At 46.4% G+C, this 20,125-nt stretch carries 18 protein-coding genes and 4 tRNA genes; 9 read left to right on the forward strand and 13 right to left on the reverse strand.

Going from position 1 to position 20,125, the window contains the following annotated elements:
* Positions 1-5 precede the first annotated feature (5 nt).
* The 6 genes from LZG72_RS00225 to LZG72_RS00250 are packed head-to-tail and all read left to right on the forward strand — an operon-like array spanning position 6 to position 3,521.
* Complete coding sequence (locus tag LZG72_RS00225; RefSeq protein WP_233866095.1) at positions 6-1,838, forward strand: hypothetical protein; 1,833 nt, start codon at positions 6-8, stop codon at positions 1,836-1,838.
* On the forward strand, positions 1,835-2,158 hold the full coding sequence (locus tag LZG72_RS00230) for a hypothetical protein (protein WP_233866096.1): 324 nt from the start codon (positions 1,835-1,837) through the stop codon (positions 2,156-2,158). Before LZG72_RS00225 ends, LZG72_RS00230 begins: the two co-directional genes overlap by 4 nt.
* Positions 2,049-2,420 carry a hypothetical protein gene (locus LZG72_RS00235; RefSeq protein ID WP_233866097.1) on the forward strand — a complete coding sequence of 124 codons (372 nt, stop codon included), beginning with the start codon at positions 2,049-2,051 and terminating at the stop codon, positions 2,418-2,420. The genes LZG72_RS00230 and LZG72_RS00235 overlap by 110 nt, the downstream gene beginning before the upstream one ends.
* A gap of 6 nt (positions 2,421-2,426) precedes the next feature.
* The gene (locus LZG72_RS00240; RefSeq protein ID WP_233866099.1) at positions 2,427-2,744 is read left to right on the forward strand and encodes a hypothetical protein; all 318 of its coding nucleotides are present in this window, start codon (positions 2,427-2,429) and stop codon (positions 2,742-2,744) included.
* Positions 2,731-3,060: a hypothetical protein gene (locus tag LZG72_RS00245; protein WP_233866100.1), complete on the forward strand. Its 330-nt coding sequence runs from the start codon at positions 2,731-2,733 to the stop codon at positions 3,058-3,060. Before LZG72_RS00240 ends, LZG72_RS00245 begins: the two co-directional genes overlap by 14 nt.
* 5 nt (positions 3,061-3,065) lie before the next feature.
* Positions 3,066-3,521, forward strand: coding sequence for a DUF5675 family protein (locus tag LZG72_RS00250; RefSeq protein ID WP_233866101.1), 456 nt, complete (start codon positions 3,066-3,068; stop codon positions 3,519-3,521).
* Between the two features lie 212 nt (positions 3,522-3,733).
* Here LZG72_RS00250 and LZG72_RS00255 read toward each other — a convergent pair whose 3' ends face one another.
* The 13 genes from LZG72_RS00255 to LZG72_RS00315 form a co-directional block, all read right to left on the reverse strand.
* Entirely contained in the window at positions 3,734-4,537 is an 804-nt protein-coding gene (locus tag LZG72_RS00255) for a hypothetical protein (protein ID WP_233866102.1), read from the reverse strand.
* 31 nt (positions 4,538-4,568) lie between these two features.
* Positions 4,569-5,762: a hypothetical protein gene (locus LZG72_RS00260; protein ID WP_233866103.1), complete on the reverse strand. Its 1,194-nt coding sequence runs from the start codon at positions 5,760-5,762 to the stop codon at positions 4,569-4,571.
* 254 nt (positions 5,763-6,016) lie between these two features.
* A tRNA-Ser gene (locus LZG72_RS00265) sits at positions 6,017-6,103 on the reverse strand.
* Positions 6,104-6,152: 49 nt separating this feature from the next.
* Positions 6,153-7,226, reverse strand: a complete 1,074-nt coding sequence (locus tag LZG72_RS00270) for an asparaginase (RefSeq protein WP_233866105.1) — start codon at positions 7,224-7,226, stop codon at positions 6,153-6,155.
* Positions 7,223-7,993 carry a TatD family hydrolase gene (locus LZG72_RS00275; RefSeq protein ID WP_233866106.1) on the reverse strand — a complete coding sequence of 257 codons (771 nt, stop codon included), beginning with the start codon at positions 7,991-7,993 and terminating at the stop codon, positions 7,223-7,225. Before LZG72_RS00275 ends, LZG72_RS00270 begins: the two co-directional genes overlap by 4 nt.
* A 98-nt stretch (positions 7,994-8,091) precedes the next feature.
* Positions 8,092-9,093 carry a glycosyltransferase gene (locus LZG72_RS00280; RefSeq protein WP_233866107.1) on the reverse strand — a complete coding sequence of 334 codons (1,002 nt, stop codon included), beginning with the start codon at positions 9,091-9,093 and terminating at the stop codon, positions 8,092-8,094.
* A gap of 11 nt (positions 9,094-9,104) precedes the next feature.
* Positions 9,105-9,728, reverse strand: a complete 624-nt coding sequence (locus tag LZG72_RS00285) for a polysaccharide deacetylase family protein (protein ID WP_233866109.1) — start codon at positions 9,726-9,728, stop codon at positions 9,105-9,107.
* Positions 9,729-9,828: 100 nt separating this feature from the next.
* Positions 9,829-11,337 (reverse strand): glutamate synthase subunit beta, encoded by a 1,509-nt coding sequence (locus LZG72_RS00290; RefSeq protein ID WP_233866110.1) that lies wholly within the window; start codon positions 11,335-11,337, stop codon positions 9,829-9,831.
* A gap of 59 nt (positions 11,338-11,396) precedes the next feature.
* Positions 11,397-15,980: a glutamate synthase large subunit gene (gene gltB, locus LZG72_RS00295; protein WP_233866111.1), complete on the reverse strand. Its 4,584-nt coding sequence runs from the start codon at positions 15,978-15,980 to the stop codon at positions 11,397-11,399.
* Positions 15,981-16,470: 490 nt separating this feature from the next.
* A complete protein-coding gene (locus tag LZG72_RS00300) occupies positions 16,471-16,893 on the reverse strand; it encodes an anti-anti-sigma factor (protein ID WP_233866112.1) in 423 nt (140 codons plus the stop codon).
* Between the two features lie 54 nt (positions 16,894-16,947).
* Positions 16,948-17,880 (reverse strand): phosphoribosylaminoimidazolesuccinocarboxamide synthase, encoded by a 933-nt coding sequence (locus LZG72_RS00305; protein WP_233867479.1) that lies wholly within the window; start codon positions 17,878-17,880, stop codon positions 16,948-16,950.
* A 15-nt stretch (positions 17,881-17,895) separates the two neighbouring features.
* Positions 17,896-18,615 carry a tetratricopeptide repeat protein gene (locus tag LZG72_RS00310; protein WP_233866113.1) on the reverse strand — a complete coding sequence of 240 codons (720 nt, stop codon included), beginning with the start codon at positions 18,613-18,615 and terminating at the stop codon, positions 17,896-17,898.
* Positions 18,616-18,653: 38 nt separating this feature from the next.
* On the reverse strand, positions 18,654-19,616 hold the full coding sequence (locus LZG72_RS00315) for a VWA domain-containing protein (protein ID WP_233866114.1): 963 nt from the start codon (positions 19,614-19,616) through the stop codon (positions 18,654-18,656).
* Positions 19,617-19,746: 130 nt separating this feature from the next.
* Here LZG72_RS00315 and LZG72_RS00320 point away from each other — a divergent pair.
* The 3 genes from LZG72_RS00320 (at position 19,747) to LZG72_RS00330 (ending at position 20,103) form a co-directional block, all read left to right on the forward strand.
* Positions 19,747-19,833: transfer RNA gene (locus LZG72_RS00320), tRNA-Ser, on the forward strand.
* A 64-nt stretch (positions 19,834-19,897) separates the two neighbouring features.
* A tRNA-Pro gene (locus LZG72_RS00325) sits at positions 19,898-19,971 on the forward strand.
* Between the two features lie 58 nt (positions 19,972-20,029).
* Positions 20,030-20,103 (forward strand) — tRNA-Arg (locus tag LZG72_RS00330).
* The last annotated feature ends 22 nt before the right edge of the window (positions 20,104-20,125 follow it).

Genomic DNA, 20,125 nt, shown 5'->3' on the forward strand with positions numbered 1-20,125 from the left:
GTCAAATGAAACGCATATTAAGCTTATTGTTTTTGCTGGCCAGTTTCCAGCCTGGCGCACTGGCCCAGATCGAACTAAATGTAAAGGTGACTTTGCCCGATAGTATTGTGGGTAAAAAATACCTTGAAAACTTTGTCAAACAGGCTATTAAGGATCAGGCTGTGAAGCCGCCCGTTATTCCTCCAGTAGTGATCCCGCCCGTAACCGTTGAGAAGAAAGCCTGCACGTTCGGGCCGGTTCTGACCAGCATTTCCGACGAATCAAACTCTGGGCTGAAATTCGGCTTTAATGGCCTGGGGGTCGATACCCTGGCGTATGATATCTATTCGAGCGGCGGCGGCTTTGTGATCAGCGGATCGGTCGCCCCGAAAAGTTCTACGCTTTTGGTCAATTTCCCAGCCCAGCCAAACGGATCCTATCAGTTGAAGATCCGGGGAAAATCGTGCAAATCGGCAGACTCTGAAAAATCGTTTTTGATCAAGTCTGATCAGGGGGGTATCGTAGTTCCTGTTCCTGATAAGCCTAATCCAGGAACGTCGAAACCGGGATCACTGTACGGCCGTCACCAATACATGAATACTACCGGCGACGGGTTTGATATTCACGACCCGCACGGGATCGTTGCAAAGCACCGGCATTCGGCAGACATCCTGCTAAACCTGGAACACAACGGCGAAAAGTTTAAAGGGATTGACGGAGTCCGTATAAACATGAAGTGGGCCTATTTTGAGCCGAAAGACGGCATATTCCGTGACGATATCCTGGAAAAGGCTTTGCAGTGGTGCGTTCGGCGTGATATCAGGCTGTCGGTATGCTTAGTGCCCTGGCGGGCAGAAGGCGACGAAATGTTCACCGACGACGAAAAGGCACGCCACATCGACGGGGAGATCTGGACAGATTTACCGGATCTGCCCACTACTCCTAAAAACTACATCCCGTCGATGAACAGCACCCGTTTCCATGAAAAATTAGAACGTGTCGCCCAGCGGATTGCGTCAGTTATGGCCAGGTATCCCGACCATTCCGACTATATCAGCATGGCAACGGCCCAAACGGAAGAATTCCAGCTGGTTCGCCGCGAAAGCCCTATGAAAATTACCGGGTTTGCGCCCGTAGATATCGCAAAATGGGCCAGATGGTCGAACGGGAAACCAGTCCCTACCAGCGTACATTCCGAAGAACAATTAAACTACCTGATGGATACGCCGGACGGGCGTATGTGGTTTGAATTCCAGACGAACGCGCTACGTGAATCACAGGCAGCATTGACCAGGGGCGCCAGAAAAGGGGGCGTAAGGGCCTGCGGGTTTTACGCAGGGATTGGGGCGCCTTCCGGCGTGTTCGATTTCAGCACGAAGTTAAACACCATTTTCAGCGCGGGTACCCCCGACCAGCCGGACGTCATTTATTCAAGCGAAGGCGGCGCGGAAACGCTGATCACGAAAGATATGTCTGTGGATCTAAACCTGGGGACGTTCCCTGGCGCTGCCGTGGCCATTGAATTCGATTGGAACGACGTGTCAGAAAATAGGAAGACGCCAGAAGAAGGTTTTAACCCGAATGCAATGTGGATTCATACCAGTTCGGCTTTCCGTCGGGGCGCTGATATTTCTCATTTGGCGATGTCTTACCCAGAACACATTTTGTTGGCAATGACTGAAACCTTGTACCGAATCCAGAAAGACTTTATTAAGAGCGATAAAGGAATGACGGGCATTGTGGACGGCGGATCTTTTGATTTTCCCATTACCAGGTATTCCGGTTTACAGGGCTTTCGGCACGAATGGGAAAAGCGCGGTGGCGGAACCGAAAAGCAGGTAAAAATCAGGTTGCAATGAAGCTGATTTTTCAAAAGTTCAAATCAATCATGCCAGTGATCGCGCTTTCTTTCGCGGTCGCTGTGCTGATTGCTGGCGTCGCCTTCTTTTACCGCGCATGCAGCCACAAAACGCCGGTTGCGAACCGTAAGGCAATTGCTGACAGCCTGCGCAAGTATTCCAAAAAACGAGAATTACACGCCGATTCGGCAAAAATCTACCTGGAAGAATATGAATTTCTCACAAAAAAAAGCGATAGCCTGGCTAACCTGGATAGCGTGGCTATGGATATCCGGCGTGCCCAGTATCGCGCAGAATGGGAGCGTAAGAACGCAAATTGACCATCGTTTTTTTGAAGCCGTCCAGGACAGTGCGATTAAATACGAACTAATCAAACCCCGCCTGTTCAGCCTTCAAAAAAGTTACGAGCAATTAGCAAAAGAGAAGCTGGCCAGCCAAAACGAACAGCGGTTTTTGTCCTTTCAGCACCAGGCCCAGATCCAGAAATTTGAATTACAGCTGGCCGATCAGCCCAAAAAAAATAAAAGATGGTTTGTCGCCGGATTCGTTGGCGGTCTGATCATCGGGGCTATAATCAAATAAAAGCTAATGGAAGAAATTTTGAAGCGCCTGGGCGTACCGATCGAAAACTGGATTGTATCCATTTTCGCCGCCGTGTTAATTGTTTTTTATAGGGTTTACGAGCCAGACGAACCATTGAGCAAGCGGAAGACGATCCGCGTCGTGATAATGGGCCTTTCCAGTGCGCTGTTAGTTCCTGGCCTGGTCGTCTACTGGGCCAAAGTTCAAAATCCTTTCCTAGCCGCCGTTATCACGGGCCTATCGGTGTACTGCTTTGAACCGATCATGGAGAAGGCAAAAAGTAAATTAATGACCAAAATCGACAAAACTGATGGAAGCAATTAACCTAATCAGCACAATCGTAGTTGTGGCTTTATCCCTTTTTATTATCGTGCTCACTTTGCGGGCACACGTCCAGATCAAAAAGAATAACGAGTCTATTCTAAAAACAGAGTTCAGCACGATCGGAACCGATACCACGGGCCGGATTGTATACCGCTGGCTTTTGATCCTGGTTGGCGTTAGTGGCGTGCTTTACGGGCCGTCAGCTGGCGACTTTATCCTATTGCTGTTTGCGGTGATCACCGAACGGCTGATCATTTACAGAGCATGCCGCCCAGACGATCGCCTGGGTAGATTTTTAACTAAGTATAACTGGTAAGACCAATGGAATTAGTAGTGACCCGACGCTGGCAAGGGAACGCCAGTACATTAAGCACATTGTCAGTTGACGGGAAAGTGCATCATTTCATTTTGGAAGATGCCGACCGGGGCCTGGATTCGAAAATGACTTTGCAGCAAATCGCTGATATCAAAATTAAACGCGAAACAGCGATCCCGACCGGACGTTATAAAGTCATTGTAAGCCATTCGACCAGGTTTAAACGGCTACTGCCGCGCCTGGTCGATGTGCCTGGTTATTCTGGGATTCTAATCCACCCAGGGAATTACATTCGCAATACGGAAGGTTGTCTGCTTCCTGGCCTTACCAACTTTAAAGAGGATAAGGAATATTGCGTGGGATCCAGCAAATCAGCTTTCGAGCAGCTTTACGAAAAGATCCTGACCGCCTGGAAACATGAGGACGGGATTTGGATCACGATCAAAACAGATTATAAATAGCGCCAGATCCTGGCGTGACATTCGAGCTTTTAAAAGATCCGGACAAGCACATTTTTGATGTGACATTGCCCGGATCTTTTGCGGTCGATGCGCCACACGTGACTAAATTCAGATCAGTTGCGCCCGGCCGGAAGATCTATTCTATAGCAGCGCATTTGTGCTCTATGACACTTTTAAGGGAAACAAAGGGGCGCCACGAAAGCAGTAAATATCTATTTGTATATATCCCATTCCATTTTTTCCTTGATCGAGTATATTTTGAAAATTTGGAAGGCAAACTCTGCTAACGTACTGACTAATTTGGACAAATCTCCGAATTCCAAAATAATGTGTATGTTGCTTTGGTGAATTTCGGTATTTGGAAATAAGTACTGTAAAAGAGTATTATAATAAATTGATTGTGGGATCTTATTTACGGGGAATATGGAGCTAGAGTGAGTTATCGAGTGTCTAAACACTGAGATAACCTTCCAGAACTCAGTAAATTTGATTTTAAAAACATTCTCTTTTGAATATTTCATAAGCAATCCATCCGACGATGCTTTAATTATATCAAAAATAGCGTCACCCCCCGGAATTGTTTGTCTGTTGTAAATCTTTATTTCCTTTGTCGATTTGTCACTGTAATTCAATGTTTCTGGATGTATTCTCCCATTTTCAATAGCAATGTCCTTTAAAAAGGAGGATAATCGTTCAAAACATTGAGCAAAGGTCGAACAACAATGAAAGGAAATTATCTTTTTCGTTTCATCACGATAATTGTCAAGTGTGATAGAGTCTATTATGCCCGTATGTTTTCGAACGACCCAATTACCTGGATGTTCTCCACTCCAATCAGATATTATCAGAGCGGTGAATGACAATGTTTTAACTGGAAAGTCTTTATAATTTTTTTCATAGTCATTCATTGAACGCGAAAGAAGACCTTCTACATGGGAAGACTTTGTTTTCAATGAATTAATTGACGTAAAAAATGTTTCCAAATGTGGTTGAAATGCATTTTCAGAATTTTCCATGAGAAGGCTTTTTATTCAAAAATACACCTATTTAGGAGGCGTTTTTTAATTCATCCCAAGATTTCATCATAGAAATCAAGCGCTTTTCCCGAATCCGTCCGTAATTCTTCAAATGCTTAGTACTGGTCAGGCCCAGGCATGCAGCCACATCGTCAGGCGGCATTAACATTTCATTTAGCGCCAGGTCGCAAAATGTCTTTCGGGCTATTTTCGTACTCAGATTAAGCGGAATACCAGTAAAAGCCGCAATCATTTTCAAACTCTGATTTCTTTTCTGATTGCTTTTTATAGGTAGATCAGCCAGCGAGTTGTTATATTTTTTGAGAATTTCGACGGCAGGTTCTAAAAGCTTTATTGAAAACTTAATCCTGGTTTTAAGGCGCACACCGTGCAAAAACAGGCTATCGCCGTAAGGTTCGACCCGAAATTCCTTTTTAATGTAGTCGCAATGGTGCATACCGGTAAAACAGTTAAAAACGAACGCGTCTCGCTCTTTTTCCAGGGTTTCCGCCGATTTTGCTGTGATCTTAGTCAACATGTCGTATTTGAAATCATACTGGTATAGGTGAAGCAATTGGGTAACAGTTAAATGTGTTGTGTCCAGATCTTCTTCCGTTTCTGCCGACCCAGGCATGGTTTCTTCTAAGCAACTGAGCGCCGGGGACATTCCCTTTTTCTTCGCCCAGCGAAGCATTTGTTTTGCAAATCGGCATACTTTCCGGGCCATACGATCGCCCATGCGTCCGTCAATTAAAAACGTGAACAGATCGGAAAAGAAAGTGGCCGGGATTTGCATTGGTTTTTTGATGCGTTCAACGTTGCAATATTCCAAAATATGACGGGCGTAATTCTCATTAACTGAACACGTGGTCGAAGTGATCAGCCCGCTATTTACTTCGACCTGCCTATGCTGAAAATATTGGTTTTTTATTTCTAGTACCGAATAGACAAATTTTTTATTGCCCAGGTAATAATCCTTTACTAACTGCGGATAGATAAATTCATATTTAGTAGAAAGAATATTGAAGGTATTATTAACGGTGGTCAATATGCGGCTAAGTAACTGGTTGCCTACATCTCTATTCTTTGCCCTGCCTATTAATTTTTGATGTTCGGCACTCCAATGAGATTTTTTACAACATATTGAAGTCGACCCGATTTCCATATCGACGCCGTTTATGTTGATTCTTAGCTGAATCGATCCTGTGGGATCTTTTGCACCCACTTCACCTTTCGCCTCGGACTTCCTGAACCAGAACAATACTTTCATTTTTGAGAGTTTGACAAACACAACTAGTTATTTAGGGTTATAGAATATATTATGACGTAACCGCCACTTTATAGCCGTAACCTGAGACGTAACCGTGTTTCGTGAGATTAAAATGAGATTAAAATGAAGTTTCGAGGCGCATTACAACGTAAAAACGACCACCCGAATGGATGGTCGTTTTACGTTTGGTCAGCTTTGGAATTGCTTTGCAGAGAGGAAGAGATTCGAACTCTCGATGCAGTTACCCACATACTACCTTTCCAGGGTAGCTCCTTCAACCACTCGGACACCTCTCTGTTTGTGGTTACGGGGTGCAAAGATAATAAAGACGGGCAGCAATGCAAATCAAATACTCATTTCCCCTCGTAATGGTGTGCCGAGCATTTCGATGCATTTCGTTTTGTCAGTCTCTTTTGCGAAAACGTACATCAACTTCGTGATCGCGGCTTCGGCTGTGATGTCCGAGCCGCTGATCACTCCCGCCTGTTCCAGAAACTTGCTGGTTTGGTATTGTCCCTGCGTTACCCGGCCGCCGTCGCACTGTGACACGTTAAAAATGATCAGTCCGCGCTCAATGGCTTTGCTGATGGCGCTCAGGAACCAGATGTCGGTGGTGGCATTTCCCGAGCCGTAGGTTTCTAAAACGACGCCTTTCAGATCGTTAATTCCAAAAACGGCCTCGACGACCCGTGGCGTGATACCCGGGAACATTTTCAGGAATGCGACCTGGGTGTTCAGCGTTTTGTGGACGATGAATTCGGAGTCGGCGTCAAAGGGTTTTACATATGGCAAATTATATTCAATGCGTACACCCGCGGTTGCCAGCGGCGGATAATTTTCAGAGTGAAATGCATTGAAATCGGAGCTTTCTTTTTTCTTCGATCGGTTTCCACGCAAAAGCTGTGAATTGAAATAAATGCACACCTCGCTAATCATGGGATGTCCGAGCCCGTTTTTTGCTGCGGCCAGTTCCAGGGCGGTGATCACATTTTCGCGTGCATCCGATCTGGCTACTCCAATGGGCAGCTGTGCTCCCGTCAGAATAACGGGTTTATTCAGGTTTTCAAAAAGGTAGCTCAGTGCCGAAGCCGTATAGGCCATGGTATCTGTCCCGTGCAAAATCACAAAGCTGTCGAATTCATGATAGTTGGTTTCGATGATTTCTGCCAGTTCGATCCAGATTTCCGGGTTCATGTTGGAGGAGTCGATGGGCTCGGGAAGGGATAGAAATGTGATCTCAAAATCGAGCCTGCTTATTTCGGGCACACGTTCGATAATTTGCTGAAAATCAAATGGTACCAGTTGATTTTCCTTTCGCTCGTAAATCATTCCGAGTGTTCCCCCGGTATAAATGACCAGAACGGAACCGTTGGCCGGTTCGGGCGAAATCGGGTTGATACGGATCTTGGAATAGGTCATGAGGCTTTGATATGGAGGAGTTTTTGTGCTGTTTCTGTGGTCGCGGAAATGACTTCGGCTTTTGTGATCTGTTTCAAATCAGCGACGCGCTGGGCAACCAGGTCAATGTAGGAAACTTCATTTCGCTTGCCGCGGAAAGGTACAGGTGTGAGGTAGGGGCTGTCGGTTTCCAATACCAAATTGTCAAGCCCGATAAATGGGATTACTTTGTCCAGACCGCCATTTTTGAATGTCGCCACGCCCCCGATCCCTAGTTTAAAACCTAATTCAATAGCTTTTTCAGCTTCTTCCAGCGTTCCGGTAAAGCAATGGAAAATACCCGTTAACCGGGGATCGGCAAATTCTTCGATCAGCCTGACTGTTTCCGAAAACGCGCTTCTGCTGTGAATGTCGATCCAGAGATTATGTTTCCGGGCTAATTTGCATTGATATAGAAATGCTTTTTCCTGTTGCTCTTTGAAAGTGACATCCCAGAAAAGGTCCATCCCAATCTCGCCAACCGCAATAAATGGGTACATGTCCAGCCATTCTTCCATAATGGCCAGCTCATTTTCAAAATCATCTTTGACATACGTCGGATGCAGCCCGATCATCGGCAGACATTTCTCCGGATACTTTTTCGCCAGCTCCATCATCCCTGTAATGGTCCCCGAATCGCAATTGGGCATCCAGATTTGTTCAATACCAGCCTTCCAGGCCCGGTCGAGCATTTCGTCCCTGTCTTCCGCGTAGTCGTCGCTGTAAATATGTGCGTGGGTTTCGATCATTTTTGAAAACTTATGGCTGTTAGCGATTAGCAATTAGCTTTTTTTGTTAGTGTAGAACGTAAAGCAAAAGTTTTGAAATTAAACAGCTAACAGCTTATTCAATACTCTCTCCCTTTCCAAACCGTCTTGCTCGGCAGGTAGTAATTTACCAGCATAATCAAGCCGATACTAACCATATAGAACCAGAAAAGTAGTGCTGCTTTCCAAAGATCGGGTTGTTTGAGCATGGTGATGGCTGTCAGGGAGATTGCTGTTATAAGTACGTAATATTGGATCAAGCTGGACAATACATGGATGGGGTACCAAATGGAAATGAGCAGCAATATTGGGATGATCAATGACGAAACGAAGAGGCTTAACCGGGTCGCCCAGTACGACTGCATGACGCCATGCATCCATCTTTTTCGCTGCCTTAGTAATTCCGGAAATGTGTTTACCGGTTCTGAAATACTCAAAATCTCCGGTTTGTATGCCATTTGAAATTCGTATCCCTCAGCTATAATTCCCATGAAAAGAGAATAATCCTCAACAATCGAAAAGCCGATTTTCTCAAATCCTCCCATTCTGAAATAGGCTTCACGCGTTACCGCCATGTTGTTGCCCATGCCTGTTATAGGGATTTTGAACAGGGAAAAAAAACGTGTTACCGTCAATGCGAAAAGCCACTCCATAGAGAGCAGATCGGCCAGTAAATGACTATGTTTCATCCTCGTAAGGCCAACCACCACACCTGTTTTCGGTTTAAAATGAGGTAACATTTCTGAAAGCCAGGTCGGTTTTACGGCAATATCAGCGTCACAGTAAAAAAGGTAATTTCCCCGCGCGCGATGCGCCAAATGGGCCAGCACGTTTGCTTTTCCTTTCAGTCCGGCGAGTTGCGTTGTTATTTTTATGTATTTAAAATGAGGCTTATCGTGTATGAAATTCCGGACTTGTTCGGCGGTACCATCATCCGAATCATCGTCTCCAATGATGATTTCAAGCTTTTCTTTTGGGAAATCAACATCGTCGAGCGACCTCAGGCATCTTTCGATATTATGCTCCTCATTTCGCGCAGCTACCAGGATACTAATTAGAATGGGATGATTGGGATCGGGCATGTACTACGCGGTTAATTCATGGGCAGGGCTGCGAAAGAAAATCCTTCCTGCGTAAAGTGTTCAAGAAATTTCGGTAATGCATACTGCATGTTCTCCGACGCTTTCAGGCTGTCGTGAAACAAAATAATCGAGCCGGGACGTGTGTACCGGATTGTTTTCTCCAAACACAGTTGCGGAGTGATATTCTTGGAAAAGTCGCCGCTCAGTACATCCCACATGATGATTTTACGCTCATGCAAGACCATTCTGGACTGGCTCTTTTTGATCCTGCCATATGGCGGACGGAAAAGGTTGGTATTGACATTGAGCTGTTTTGTGCACTTGTCAATGTTTTCGAGGTATATTTCGTCCTCCGTTTTCCATCCATTCATGTGGTTAAATGTATGATTGCCAATCGCGTGCCCGTCGAGAAGCACTTTTTGGAAAACATCCGGATGTTTTCTCACATTATCACCAATGCAAAAGAAAGTCGCCTTCGCATTAAACTGTTTCAATGTATCCAGCACCCATTCAGTAATTTCGGGAATCGGTCCGTCGTCGAAAGTTAGAAAGATCTGTTTCTCCTGCGTGGGGATACGCCAGGTGAAGCCCGGGAAAAAAGCTTTGAGCCAGAAAGGGGAGTGGTGCAAAAACATGGGCAAATATAAAGCGATATAAAGTAAGAAGCTGCCCGGTTTGAGCAGCTTCTCGATCAATAACAATTTATAGAGGTCAGCCTTAAACGCGATTCAAATGTTACGCGTGCGCAAAAGCCGGATTAAACATCGAAAGTGCCTTCGCTTCCAGGAACGACTGGCCCATCAGATACTCGTCAACCGCCCGCGCGGCCTCACGTCCTTCGCTGATCGCCCATACTACCAGGGATTGTCCTCTGCGGCAATCTCCCGCAGCAAACACTTTTTCATTGGTAGTAGACTGGTAACCATGCGTTTTGATATTACCTCTTTCGTCAAATTCCAATTCAAGATCGTTTAACAGACCTTCTTGTTGCGGATGCAGAAATCCGGCAGCCAGGAATGCGAGCTCACACGGAATGTTTCTTTCGCTTCCTTCCACTTCCCGCATTTGCATACGCCCCGTTTCAGGATCTTTTTGCCAATCCAAATCAACGATTTTCAGCTCTTTCAAATTGCCGTTTTCGTCACCGACAAATTCTTTCGTATTGATTGACCAATGTCTGTCGCAGCCTTCTTCGTGAGACGTTGATGTCCGGAGCATCATCGGCCAGTTCGGCCATGGCGTGCTCGCATCACGTTCCGTTGGAGGGATGGGCATTAATTCGATCTGTGTGATGGATGCCGCGCCGTGACGGCCGGATGTACCTACACAGTCGGAGCCTGTATCTCCACCGCCGATCACCACCACGTGCTTGTCTTTTGCGATAATTTGTCCGTTTACGTAGGCCGCACCGCGGTGGTCAAATTCCGGGTTGATGCCGGCCACGCGTTTGTTTTGCTGGCTCAGGAATTCCATCGCAAAGTGAACGCCTTTCAAGTGTCGTCCCTGGATTTTTACATCCCTCGGAACCGTAGATCCCATGGTCAGTACCACAGCGTCAAACTCATTTAAAAGCTCGTCGGCTTTGACATTCACTCCTACGTTTACATTGGTACGGAATTCAATGCCTTCTTCCTGCATTACGGCAAGACGACGGTCGATAATGCCTTTGTCAAGCTTGAAATCGGGAATTCCATAACGTACCAGGCCACCGATCTTGTCGGCTCTTTCCAAAAGTGTAACCGTATGGCCGGCCTGGTTGAGCTGGTAGGCAGCCGCTAACCCTGCTGGCCCCGAACCTACAACCGCTACTTTTTTGCCCGTACGGACTTTCGGTAGTTTAGGTTTCACAAGGTTCAGTTCAAATGCTTTTTCAATGATCGCTTTTTCAATGTACTCGATGGCGACCGGGGGTTTGTTGATCCCCAAAACACAGGATGCTTCGCAGGGAGCCGGGCAAATCCTTCCGGTAAATTCCGGGAAGTTGTTGGTAGATGCCAGGATCTCGTAAGCCAGTGCCCAGTTCTCATCGTAAACCGCATCATTGAACTCCGGTATAATGTTTCCCAGCGGACAACCATTGTGACAAAAAGGGATTCCGCAGTCCATGCAACGGGCTGCCTGCTGTTTGGAATTGGAGTCAGTTGGAGCGGTTTCAATTTCACGATAGTCCTGACGGCGTTCGTCAACACTTCTTTTCTTCGGTAACTCTCTTTCAAACTCTAAAAATCCGGTTGGTTTTCCCATTCTAAACTTCTTATTAAATCGTTTTTCTAATGAAAGTAACTTTAAATATGGTTGTGGTATTACTGGTGAACAACATCTACGACGATGTCTTTGTAAACCACATTTTTATCGGCAATCTGCTGTGCGAGCGTGATACCGCGGCCTTCCAATGCTTTTTTGAAGTCTGTCGGCATCACTTTCACAAATTGCTTCACGGATTCTCCCCAGTTCTGGATCAGCTGGAAAGCAATATTACTGGTTGTATACTGGAAATGTTTGTCCAGGTATTCGCGGAGGATACTCTGATCTTCTTCGTTCAAGGCATCGAGCGTAACCATTTCCATATTCACTTTTTCTCTGAATGTTCCGGTTTTATCCAAAACATAGGCAACACCGCCAGACATACCAGCCGCAAAGTTGCGACCTGTTTCACCCAGGATGACAGCCAAGCCACCGGTCATATATTCAAGACCGTGATCTCCCACACCTTCTACTACCACCTTCGCACCTGAGTTACGCACACAAAAACGTTCGCCTGCAGTTCCGCGAATGTACGCGTCGCCGGAAGTCGCGCCGTAAAACGCTACGTTTCCAATGATGATGTTTTCTTCTGGTTTAAATTTCGAATCCCGGTCCGGATAAACGATCAGTTCAGCGCCGCAAAGCCCTTTTCCGAAATAATCATTCGCATCACCTTCAAGTTCCAAACGAACACCGTTGGTATTGAATGCGCCGAAACTTTGTCCGGCTGTACCACGGAATTTGAAATGGATATTGCCTTTTGGCAAACCTGCACCCCCGTGTTTTTTTGATATCTCATTCGAAAGCATGGTTCCCAATGACCGGTTCAGGTTGTTTACAGCAAATTCACCATAAACCTCTTCCTGATTCTCCAAAGCGGCTTTCGCAGTCCTGATCAGATCAATATCCAAAATGGAACCGATGCCATGATCCTGCTCTTCCTGCTTGAACTGAGCTACCGACAGGTCGCCTTCTTTATATAAGATCGCATCGAAATTCAGATTTTTGTATTTCCAATGCTTGATATCGTTTCTTAATTCGAGGTACTGAGCTTGTCCTACCATTTCATTTACGGTTCGGAAACCAAGCTGTGCCATGATCTCACGCAACTCCTCGGCCATGAATGTGAACATGTTTACCACATGCTCCGGCTTTCCAGAGAATAATGCGCGAAGTTCTTTACGTTGGGTCGCAACACCAACCGGACATGTATTCAAATGGCATTTACGCATCATGATACAACCAGCCGCAACCAATGCGGCAGTGGCCACGCCCCATTCTTCCGCGCCGAGCAATGCAGCAATCGCTAAGTCGCGACCGGTACGCAATTGTCCATCCGCCTGAACGGTCACACGTCCTCGCAGTTTATTTTTTACCAAAGTCTGATGCGTTTCGGCCAATCCAAGCTCCCAGGGTAAGCCCGCGTGGCGGATCGAACTCAATGGAGATGCGCCGGTCCCGCCATCGTAGCCTGAGATCAGAATGTGATCGGCATGTGCTTTGGCAACTCCGGAGGCTACGGTACCGACTCCGGCCTCTGAAACCAGTTTCACACTGATCCTCGCGGCACGGTTTGCATTTTTAAGGTCAAAAATCAGCTGCGCCAAATCCTCGATCGAATAAATATCGTGGTGGGGCGGGGGAGAAATCAACCCTACACCTGGTGTGGAGTGGCGCGTACGACCGATCCAGTCATCGACTTTGAAGCCCGGAAGCTGCCCGCCTTCACCCGGTTTTGCACCTTGTGCGGTTTTAATCTGTAATTCACCTGCGTTGCTCAGGTAATGGCTCGTTACCCCGAAACGTCCGGACGCAACTTGTTTGATCTGCGAATTCATCCAGTCGCCATTAGGCATCCGGTTGTAACGCAGCTCATCTTCACCACCTTCACCCGAGTTGGATTTTCCGCCAATGCGGTTCATCGCAATCGCCAGCGTAGTATGCGCTTCCCATGAAATGGAGCCGAATGACATGGCTCCGGTAGCAAAGCGTTTGAAGATATTCTCAACCGGCTCTACTTCTTCCAGAGGAATTGCATTGCCTTTTTTGAATCTTAATAATCCACGGAGCGTCAGTGCCTTGTGGCTCTGGTCGTCGATCAGTTTGGAGTATTTCTTAAACTGCTCGTAGCTCGCAGTGCGGGTGGACTGTTGCAGCAAATGCACCGATTGCGGGTTGAAAATGTGTGCTTCACCGCGCTGTTTCCACTGGTAAACACCACCTACTTCCAGTCTTGGCTTTTGCTCGGGATTTTCATGATAGGCCACTTTGTGACGCACCAGAATTTCGCGTGCGATCTCAGGAATGCCCATACCGCTGATACGCGAGATGGTACCTGTGAAATATTTGTCGATTACATCCTTGTTCAAGCCCACACATTCGAAGATCTGCGCTCCCTGGTAAGATTGCAGGGTCGAGATTCCCATTTTAGAGAAAATCTTCAAAAGCTCCTTGTTAACGGCCTTGATATAGTTGTAATGCAGTTTTTCATCGGTAAACTCGCCATCGATCATGCCTTTTCGGTTCATGTGTGAAAGCGTTTCGAATGCCATGTAAGGGCAGATCCCCGCCGCTCCGTAGCCGATCAATGTCGCTACATGATGGGTTTCCCAAACATCACCCGCTTCTACCAGCAAGCCTACTTTGCCTCTCAGTCCTTCGCGGATCAGGTGGTGGTGAATAGTTGCGGTTGCCAGCAAGGAAGGAATCGGTGCGTGGTCGGAGTCGATGGCGCGGTCGGAGAGGATAAGGATCTCAAATCCGTCCTCGATGGCATCTACCGCGTAACGGCAGATTCTGTCCAATGCTCTTTCCAATGCTTTTCCTTCCTGGTCTGCACGGAAATAGGTGTTGATGGTTTTGGCCTGAAAACCGTCTTTGTCAACAAAACGCAGCTTGTCGAATTCCTGCACGGAAAGTATCGGGTGCGGCAATGCGATCTGGCGGCAATGCTTTGGTGTTTCTGTGAGAATGTTTTCTGTGCTTCCTACAAACGAGATCAGCGACATAATCGCACGCTCGCGGATCGAGTCGATCGGCGGGTTGGTAACCTGCGCGAAAAGCTGTTTGAAATAGGTAGACAAATGCTGACTTTGCTCGGAAAGTACCGCCAGCGGGCTGTCCGTGCCCATTGATCCGATCGCCTCCAAACCCGTTTGCGCCATCGGTGCGAGGATCATACGCAAGTCTTCGGACGTATAACCGAATGCTACCTGACGTTTCAGTAATGCATTTTCGTCATAGGCACGGTATGTACGGATCGGGTGATCCAGTGCATCTACATGTAGTTTATTGTCTTCCAGCCACTTCTGATAAGGCTGAGCTTTGCAAATCTGGGATTTAATTTCTTCATCAGGAATAATGCGGCCCTGTTCCATATCCACCACGAACATACGTCCTGGTTGCAGGCGGCCTTTGGTCACTACTCTTGCCTGATCTACTTCCAACACACCTGCCTCAGAGGCCATAATGATGGTATCGTCGTCGAGTACCCAGTAACGGGACGGGCGCAGACCGTTGCGGTCAAGCGTAGCACCTACCATTTTACCATCGGTGAAGGAAATGGAAGCAGGTCCGTCCCAAGGCTCCATAATCGCCGCGTGGTATTCGTAAAATGCCTTACGATCAGGGTCCATTTGTTCGTTACCGTCCCAGGCTTCGGGGATCAACATCATCATCACGTGTGGCAATGAGCGGCCCGAAAGATGCAGCAATTCAATTGCATTGTCGAGGTTGGCCGAGTCGGACTGGTTCCTGTCGCAGATCGGCAGGAGCATATCCATTTCTTCTTTGGAGAAAAAATTCGATTCAAACGATTTTTCGCCGGCACGGATCCAGTTTACATTCCCTTTTACAGTATTGATCTCACCATTGTGCGCAATGTAGCGGAATGGCTGGGCAAGTTCCCACGAAGGAAATGTATTGGTCGAAAATCGGGAATGGACAACTGCCAATGCAGAAACCACCGATTCGTTTTCCAGGTCCGGGAAGTAATATTTAAGCTGCGCAGTGGTAAGCTGGCCTTTATATGAAATGGTACGGCACGATAGCGAAGAATAATAGAAGCTTTTCGCGCCACCTTTTACGGTGTCTTTAATGAGCCGGGTAGAAACCTGGCGGAGGATGAACAGCTTTCTTTCAAAAGCCATATCATCTGTAACGTCATCCGGCCGTTTGATGAAAACCTGTTCTACGAAAGGCTCAACGGATAAGGAACCTTCTCCCAATGTATTATTGAGGGTAGGCACTTTTCTATAACCGAGCACGGTAAGGCCGAGCTTTTTGGCCTTCCGGTTCAAGATGTCCCGGCACTCTTCACGCATGGTATCTTCACCCGGAAAGAAAATCATTCCCACACCATATTCTCCGGCAAAGGGAAGCTGAAAGCCCAGCTTCGTGGTTTCTTCTACAAAAAACTCGTGAGGAATCTGAATTAAAATTCCGGCGCCATCACCCGTATTCGGATCGAAGCCAGTAGCACCCCGGTGTTCCATACGCTCTAACATATGAATAGCGTCCGCCACGATCTGGTGTGACTTACGGCCCTTAATGTTAGCCCGGAAACCGATTCCACATGCATCGTGCTCGAATTCCGGACGGTATAGTCCCTGATTTTCTACGTTTGGTTCAGACATTTGCGACATTATCGAGATTGTAGTAATTGACAAATTCGTAATTAGAATTTGTTTAAATAAGCGGTTAGAAAAAAGTGCAAAACCAGCGTTCTGGTATGAATAGGGTAAAGCCTCGCAAGATAACCATAAAAAATATTTGGCTTAATATGCGAATGGCAAAATTTTCTACTACCCGTTATTTTTGATAGTTTAGTTACAAAATTTATAGAAATATTGATAACAGTTTAAAGATCCAGCCAATTGGTTGCCAAAATCATATCTAAATTTTAGGATTTTAGAAACTTGGAAGATTACAAATAGAGTCTTTGGAAAGTATAATATGGAAGTCGGCTATCAGCTATCAGCTATTAGCTGTTGGCTGTTAGCTGTTAGCTATTGGTATTCGTTGTTTGATAGTCCAGTCACAACTAATGACGAGGTGTGACTACAGATGACAAAAAAACGTCCGACTCCGGGGAGCAGGACGTTTGAGTGACTTTTTTATCTTAATGGACTGTGATCAAGGTTCTTTTGACTCGCTTACACCTTCGTAATCTTCGTCATCGTAGTCATCATCCCCTGCACCGAATTCGTTTTCCAGGTTATTCATGAAAACCGCGTCGATGGCTTCTTCTTTGGTAGGTAATACTTGAAGATCCGGGATTTTTAAACTTTCTAGAAGGTCGATGAAATCGTCGTCCCGGGTTACAATCACCAGTAGTCCCAGATCATTCGAACAGAGCCAGTTGATTTTCTTTAATATGATCGTTCCCGCTGCGTCTACGGATTTAACAGTCTGCATGTTGACGATCAGACTGTGGTAACCTTCTCGGAAAAGGCCTTTCACGGTTTCTTCAAATGAAGCCGGAATATCCTGTGCAAATGCCGTTTCCTCGAGTTCGATGAAAACGTATTGCTCTTTCTTTTCCAGTTTGTAATTCATTGCAGTATTTGTTTTGTCGAAATAATAAGTTCAAAATGGGATCTGATGAATCGATTATAAAGATCTGGCAATGGCCGCTTCAATGCGTTTTAATGGATTGTCCAGATTGTTTTTCTGGAATTTGTTGCCTGTTACTTTTTCAAATAACTCGATATACCGATCTGAGATCAACTGAACCCGCTCATCCGTCATTTCCGGCACGTTTTGTCCTTCTTTTCCCTGGAAACCATTTTGAATCAGCCATTCTCTTACAAATTCCTTGCTAAGCTGTTTCTGGGGAATTCCGGCAGTTTGATTTTCCTGATAAACATCCTGATAAAAATACCGTGAAGAATCGGGGGTATGGATCTCGTCGATCAGGTAAATAATGCCATCCAGCTGCCCGAACTCATATTTTGTATCCACCAGGATCAAGCCCTGGTCCGCTGCCATTTCGGTTCCTTTTGCAAATAATGCCAGCGTATATTTTTCCAGATGTGCGTAGTCGTCCTCACTTACCAATCCCTGCGCAAGAATCTCCTCACGCGAAATGTCTTCATCATGTCCCTCGTGGGCTTTCGTCGTCGGCGTAATGATCGGCTCGGGGAGCTTGTCGTTTTCTTTCAATCCGTCCGGAAGTGACACGCCACAAACGGTACGTTTTCCCAATGAATATTCCCGCCATGCATGACCGGCCAGATAACCCCTCACAACCATCTCTACCGGGTAGGCCTGACATTTGATACCGATGCTCACATTCGGGTCCGGCACTTCTTCAAGCCAGTTCGGCACAATGCCCGATGTCGCATTCAAAAAGTGTGCTGCGATCTGGTTCAGTACCTGTCCTTTATATGGGATTGCCCTCGGCAGGATTACGTCAAATGCAGAAATGCGGTCGGTAGCAACCATCACGAGTCGTTTCTCAAAGGCATAAACGTCGCGGACTTTTCCCTTATAAAACCCAGTCTGACCAGGAAATTGAAAATTTGTTTCGGGTATACTGTTCATCATTTGTTAAAAAAATTACCACTCGATTTCTTCCTTTTTGTCGGTCATTTTGTTGTATTGCTTCCGTCGGAGCTGGTAAATATATTGGCTTTCGTTTGATTTCATGGCATCCAGGATTGCCCTCGCCTGGTCTTCCGACATATTCATTGCTTTGAGGCTTTTCAATAATTCTTCCTTTTTTACATCTTCCGCCACTTCTCTGGTTTCAGGTTTAGGCTCCGGCTGGCTGGTTTGATTGTTCTGTTGCGTTACCTGTTCATTCGACTTTTGCTTCTTTGTTCGAATGTCGGAAGGTTGTTCCATTCCTGAGAAATGCTTTTTCAAGATAATGTAATCGGCCCGTGCCACACCATTGCCTGATTCCAGCATGAGAGCTGATTTCAGGCTGGTTAGCGCGCCTGCCGTATCTTTTTGGCTCACCTGAATGAGTGCAATCTGGCAATTTGCAATAGAGGCAATTGTGTTGTCATCGATATCGCTGAGCAGCTGATAGTGTTTCAATGCTTTTGTAAAATCCCCCAGTTCGTAATAGGAATGTGCGAGGTTTAACCTTGCTGCCGGATCTGAAAAAATTGAGCCGTATGCTATCTGCTGGTACAAATCCGCGGACCGGGAGAATTGCTTGTTATTATATGCCTCCTCGGCGGCCAGTTTCCGCTGGTTGGATTTGGTGATCGAATCAAAAGTCCGGTTATCCCAAAGCCAGAGCATGACATAAAGAATAAGTGCCGTCATATCGAACCGTGTTTTGGCACAAAAATAAGCATTGATCCTTAGAGTCGGAATGTTCCGATGGTAATTAAAACGTCGAACAGGATCAGGATTAATGCCGCACCCAGAAAATAGTAGTATTTGTTACTGACAACCGTGATCGTCCGGGAATCGACCAGCGTTCCTTCGGCTTGATCAATGTCATTGATAAGTCTTGGAATGTCGTTTTTAGTGTTATTCAACTCATAGTAACTCCCCCTGGATGCGCTGGTGAGGGTTTTAAGGAAGTTCTCGTCCAGTGCGCTGATAACCAGCCTGTCTTTTTTGTCCATGAGCGGTTTCCCGTTCTGCTGGATACTGATGCCGATCTTGGTACCTACTCCCACCGCGTAAACCCCGATGCCAAACCGTCTCAGGTTGTTATAAAGTGCGTTGCTGCATCCGAAATCACTTTCTCCATCCGTAAATAGTACCATTATTTTAGCACGTCCCGTCGGGTCGGGTACGTTCATGAGTTTGTTGTAAGCCAGCTCGGCCGCCCCGCAGACATTGGTTCCGCTGGTGGGAAGCAGGTCGGTTTGAAGGGATTGGATAAAAAGTTCGAGAGCCGCGTTATCGTAAGTCAGCGGAACGTGAATGAATGCTTCGTTGGAAAAGATGATGATCCCGATCCGGTTTGAGCGCTCATTCTGGATAAACCGGTTTATCTCAAACTTCACTTTTTCCAGCCGGGAGGGGGTAACATCCGCGGCATCCATGGACTTGGAAAGATCGACGATCAGAAATATATCCTTGCCTTTTGCCTGGATGTCCCGCTCCGCCTCGCCGAACGAAGGTCCAAGCAAACTGATGATCAATAATGAGAATGTGATGCTTCTTAAAAAGAGTTTGATGATGAGCGTCCGGGCGGTGGTTTGCAACTGCCGGGCAATGCGGACTGTGCGGATAATGTAGGTAACGTAAGCTAAAATGAATAAAAATATAAAAAAATATTCCGTGGTGCCAAAGGGATAATTCCAGTTCATAATGAACGATTTGGGTAATTTTAATCTTTGCCAAAAATAGGCATTTGCGGCTTCTGATAAAGTTTTTTTGAATGAATGTTTGTTTTTCTGAGAGGCAACCTTCTATATTTGCAACCCAGAACGGAAAGAAGGAGGGATGGGTGAGTGGCTGAAACCAGTAGTTTGCTAAACTGCCGTACTCGCAAGGGTACCGCGGGTTCGAATCCCGCTTCCTCTACACGTCTTCTGGAAGTTTTAAAAAATGGCTCTAAAACTGACGAAATCAGGGGCTGATATTACCTCGGGGAGTGGCGCAGCCCGGTAGCGCATCTGGTTTGGGACCAGAGGGTCGCAGGTTCGAATCCTGTCTCCCCGACAACAAAAGGCAGTCAGCCGTATGCAGATACTGCTAGCTGCCTTTTTCTTTTGGTTACGGTCCGGTAGCTCAGCTGGATAGAGCAGCTGCCTTCTAAGCAGCAGGTCATGTGTTCGAATCACATCCGGATCACGTAAAGCACACGAAAGTGTGC

It is taken from the genome of Dyadobacter sp. CY323 (assembly GCF_021390245.1).
GTDB lineage: Bacteria > Bacteroidota > Bacteroidia > Cytophagales > Spirosomataceae > Dyadobacter.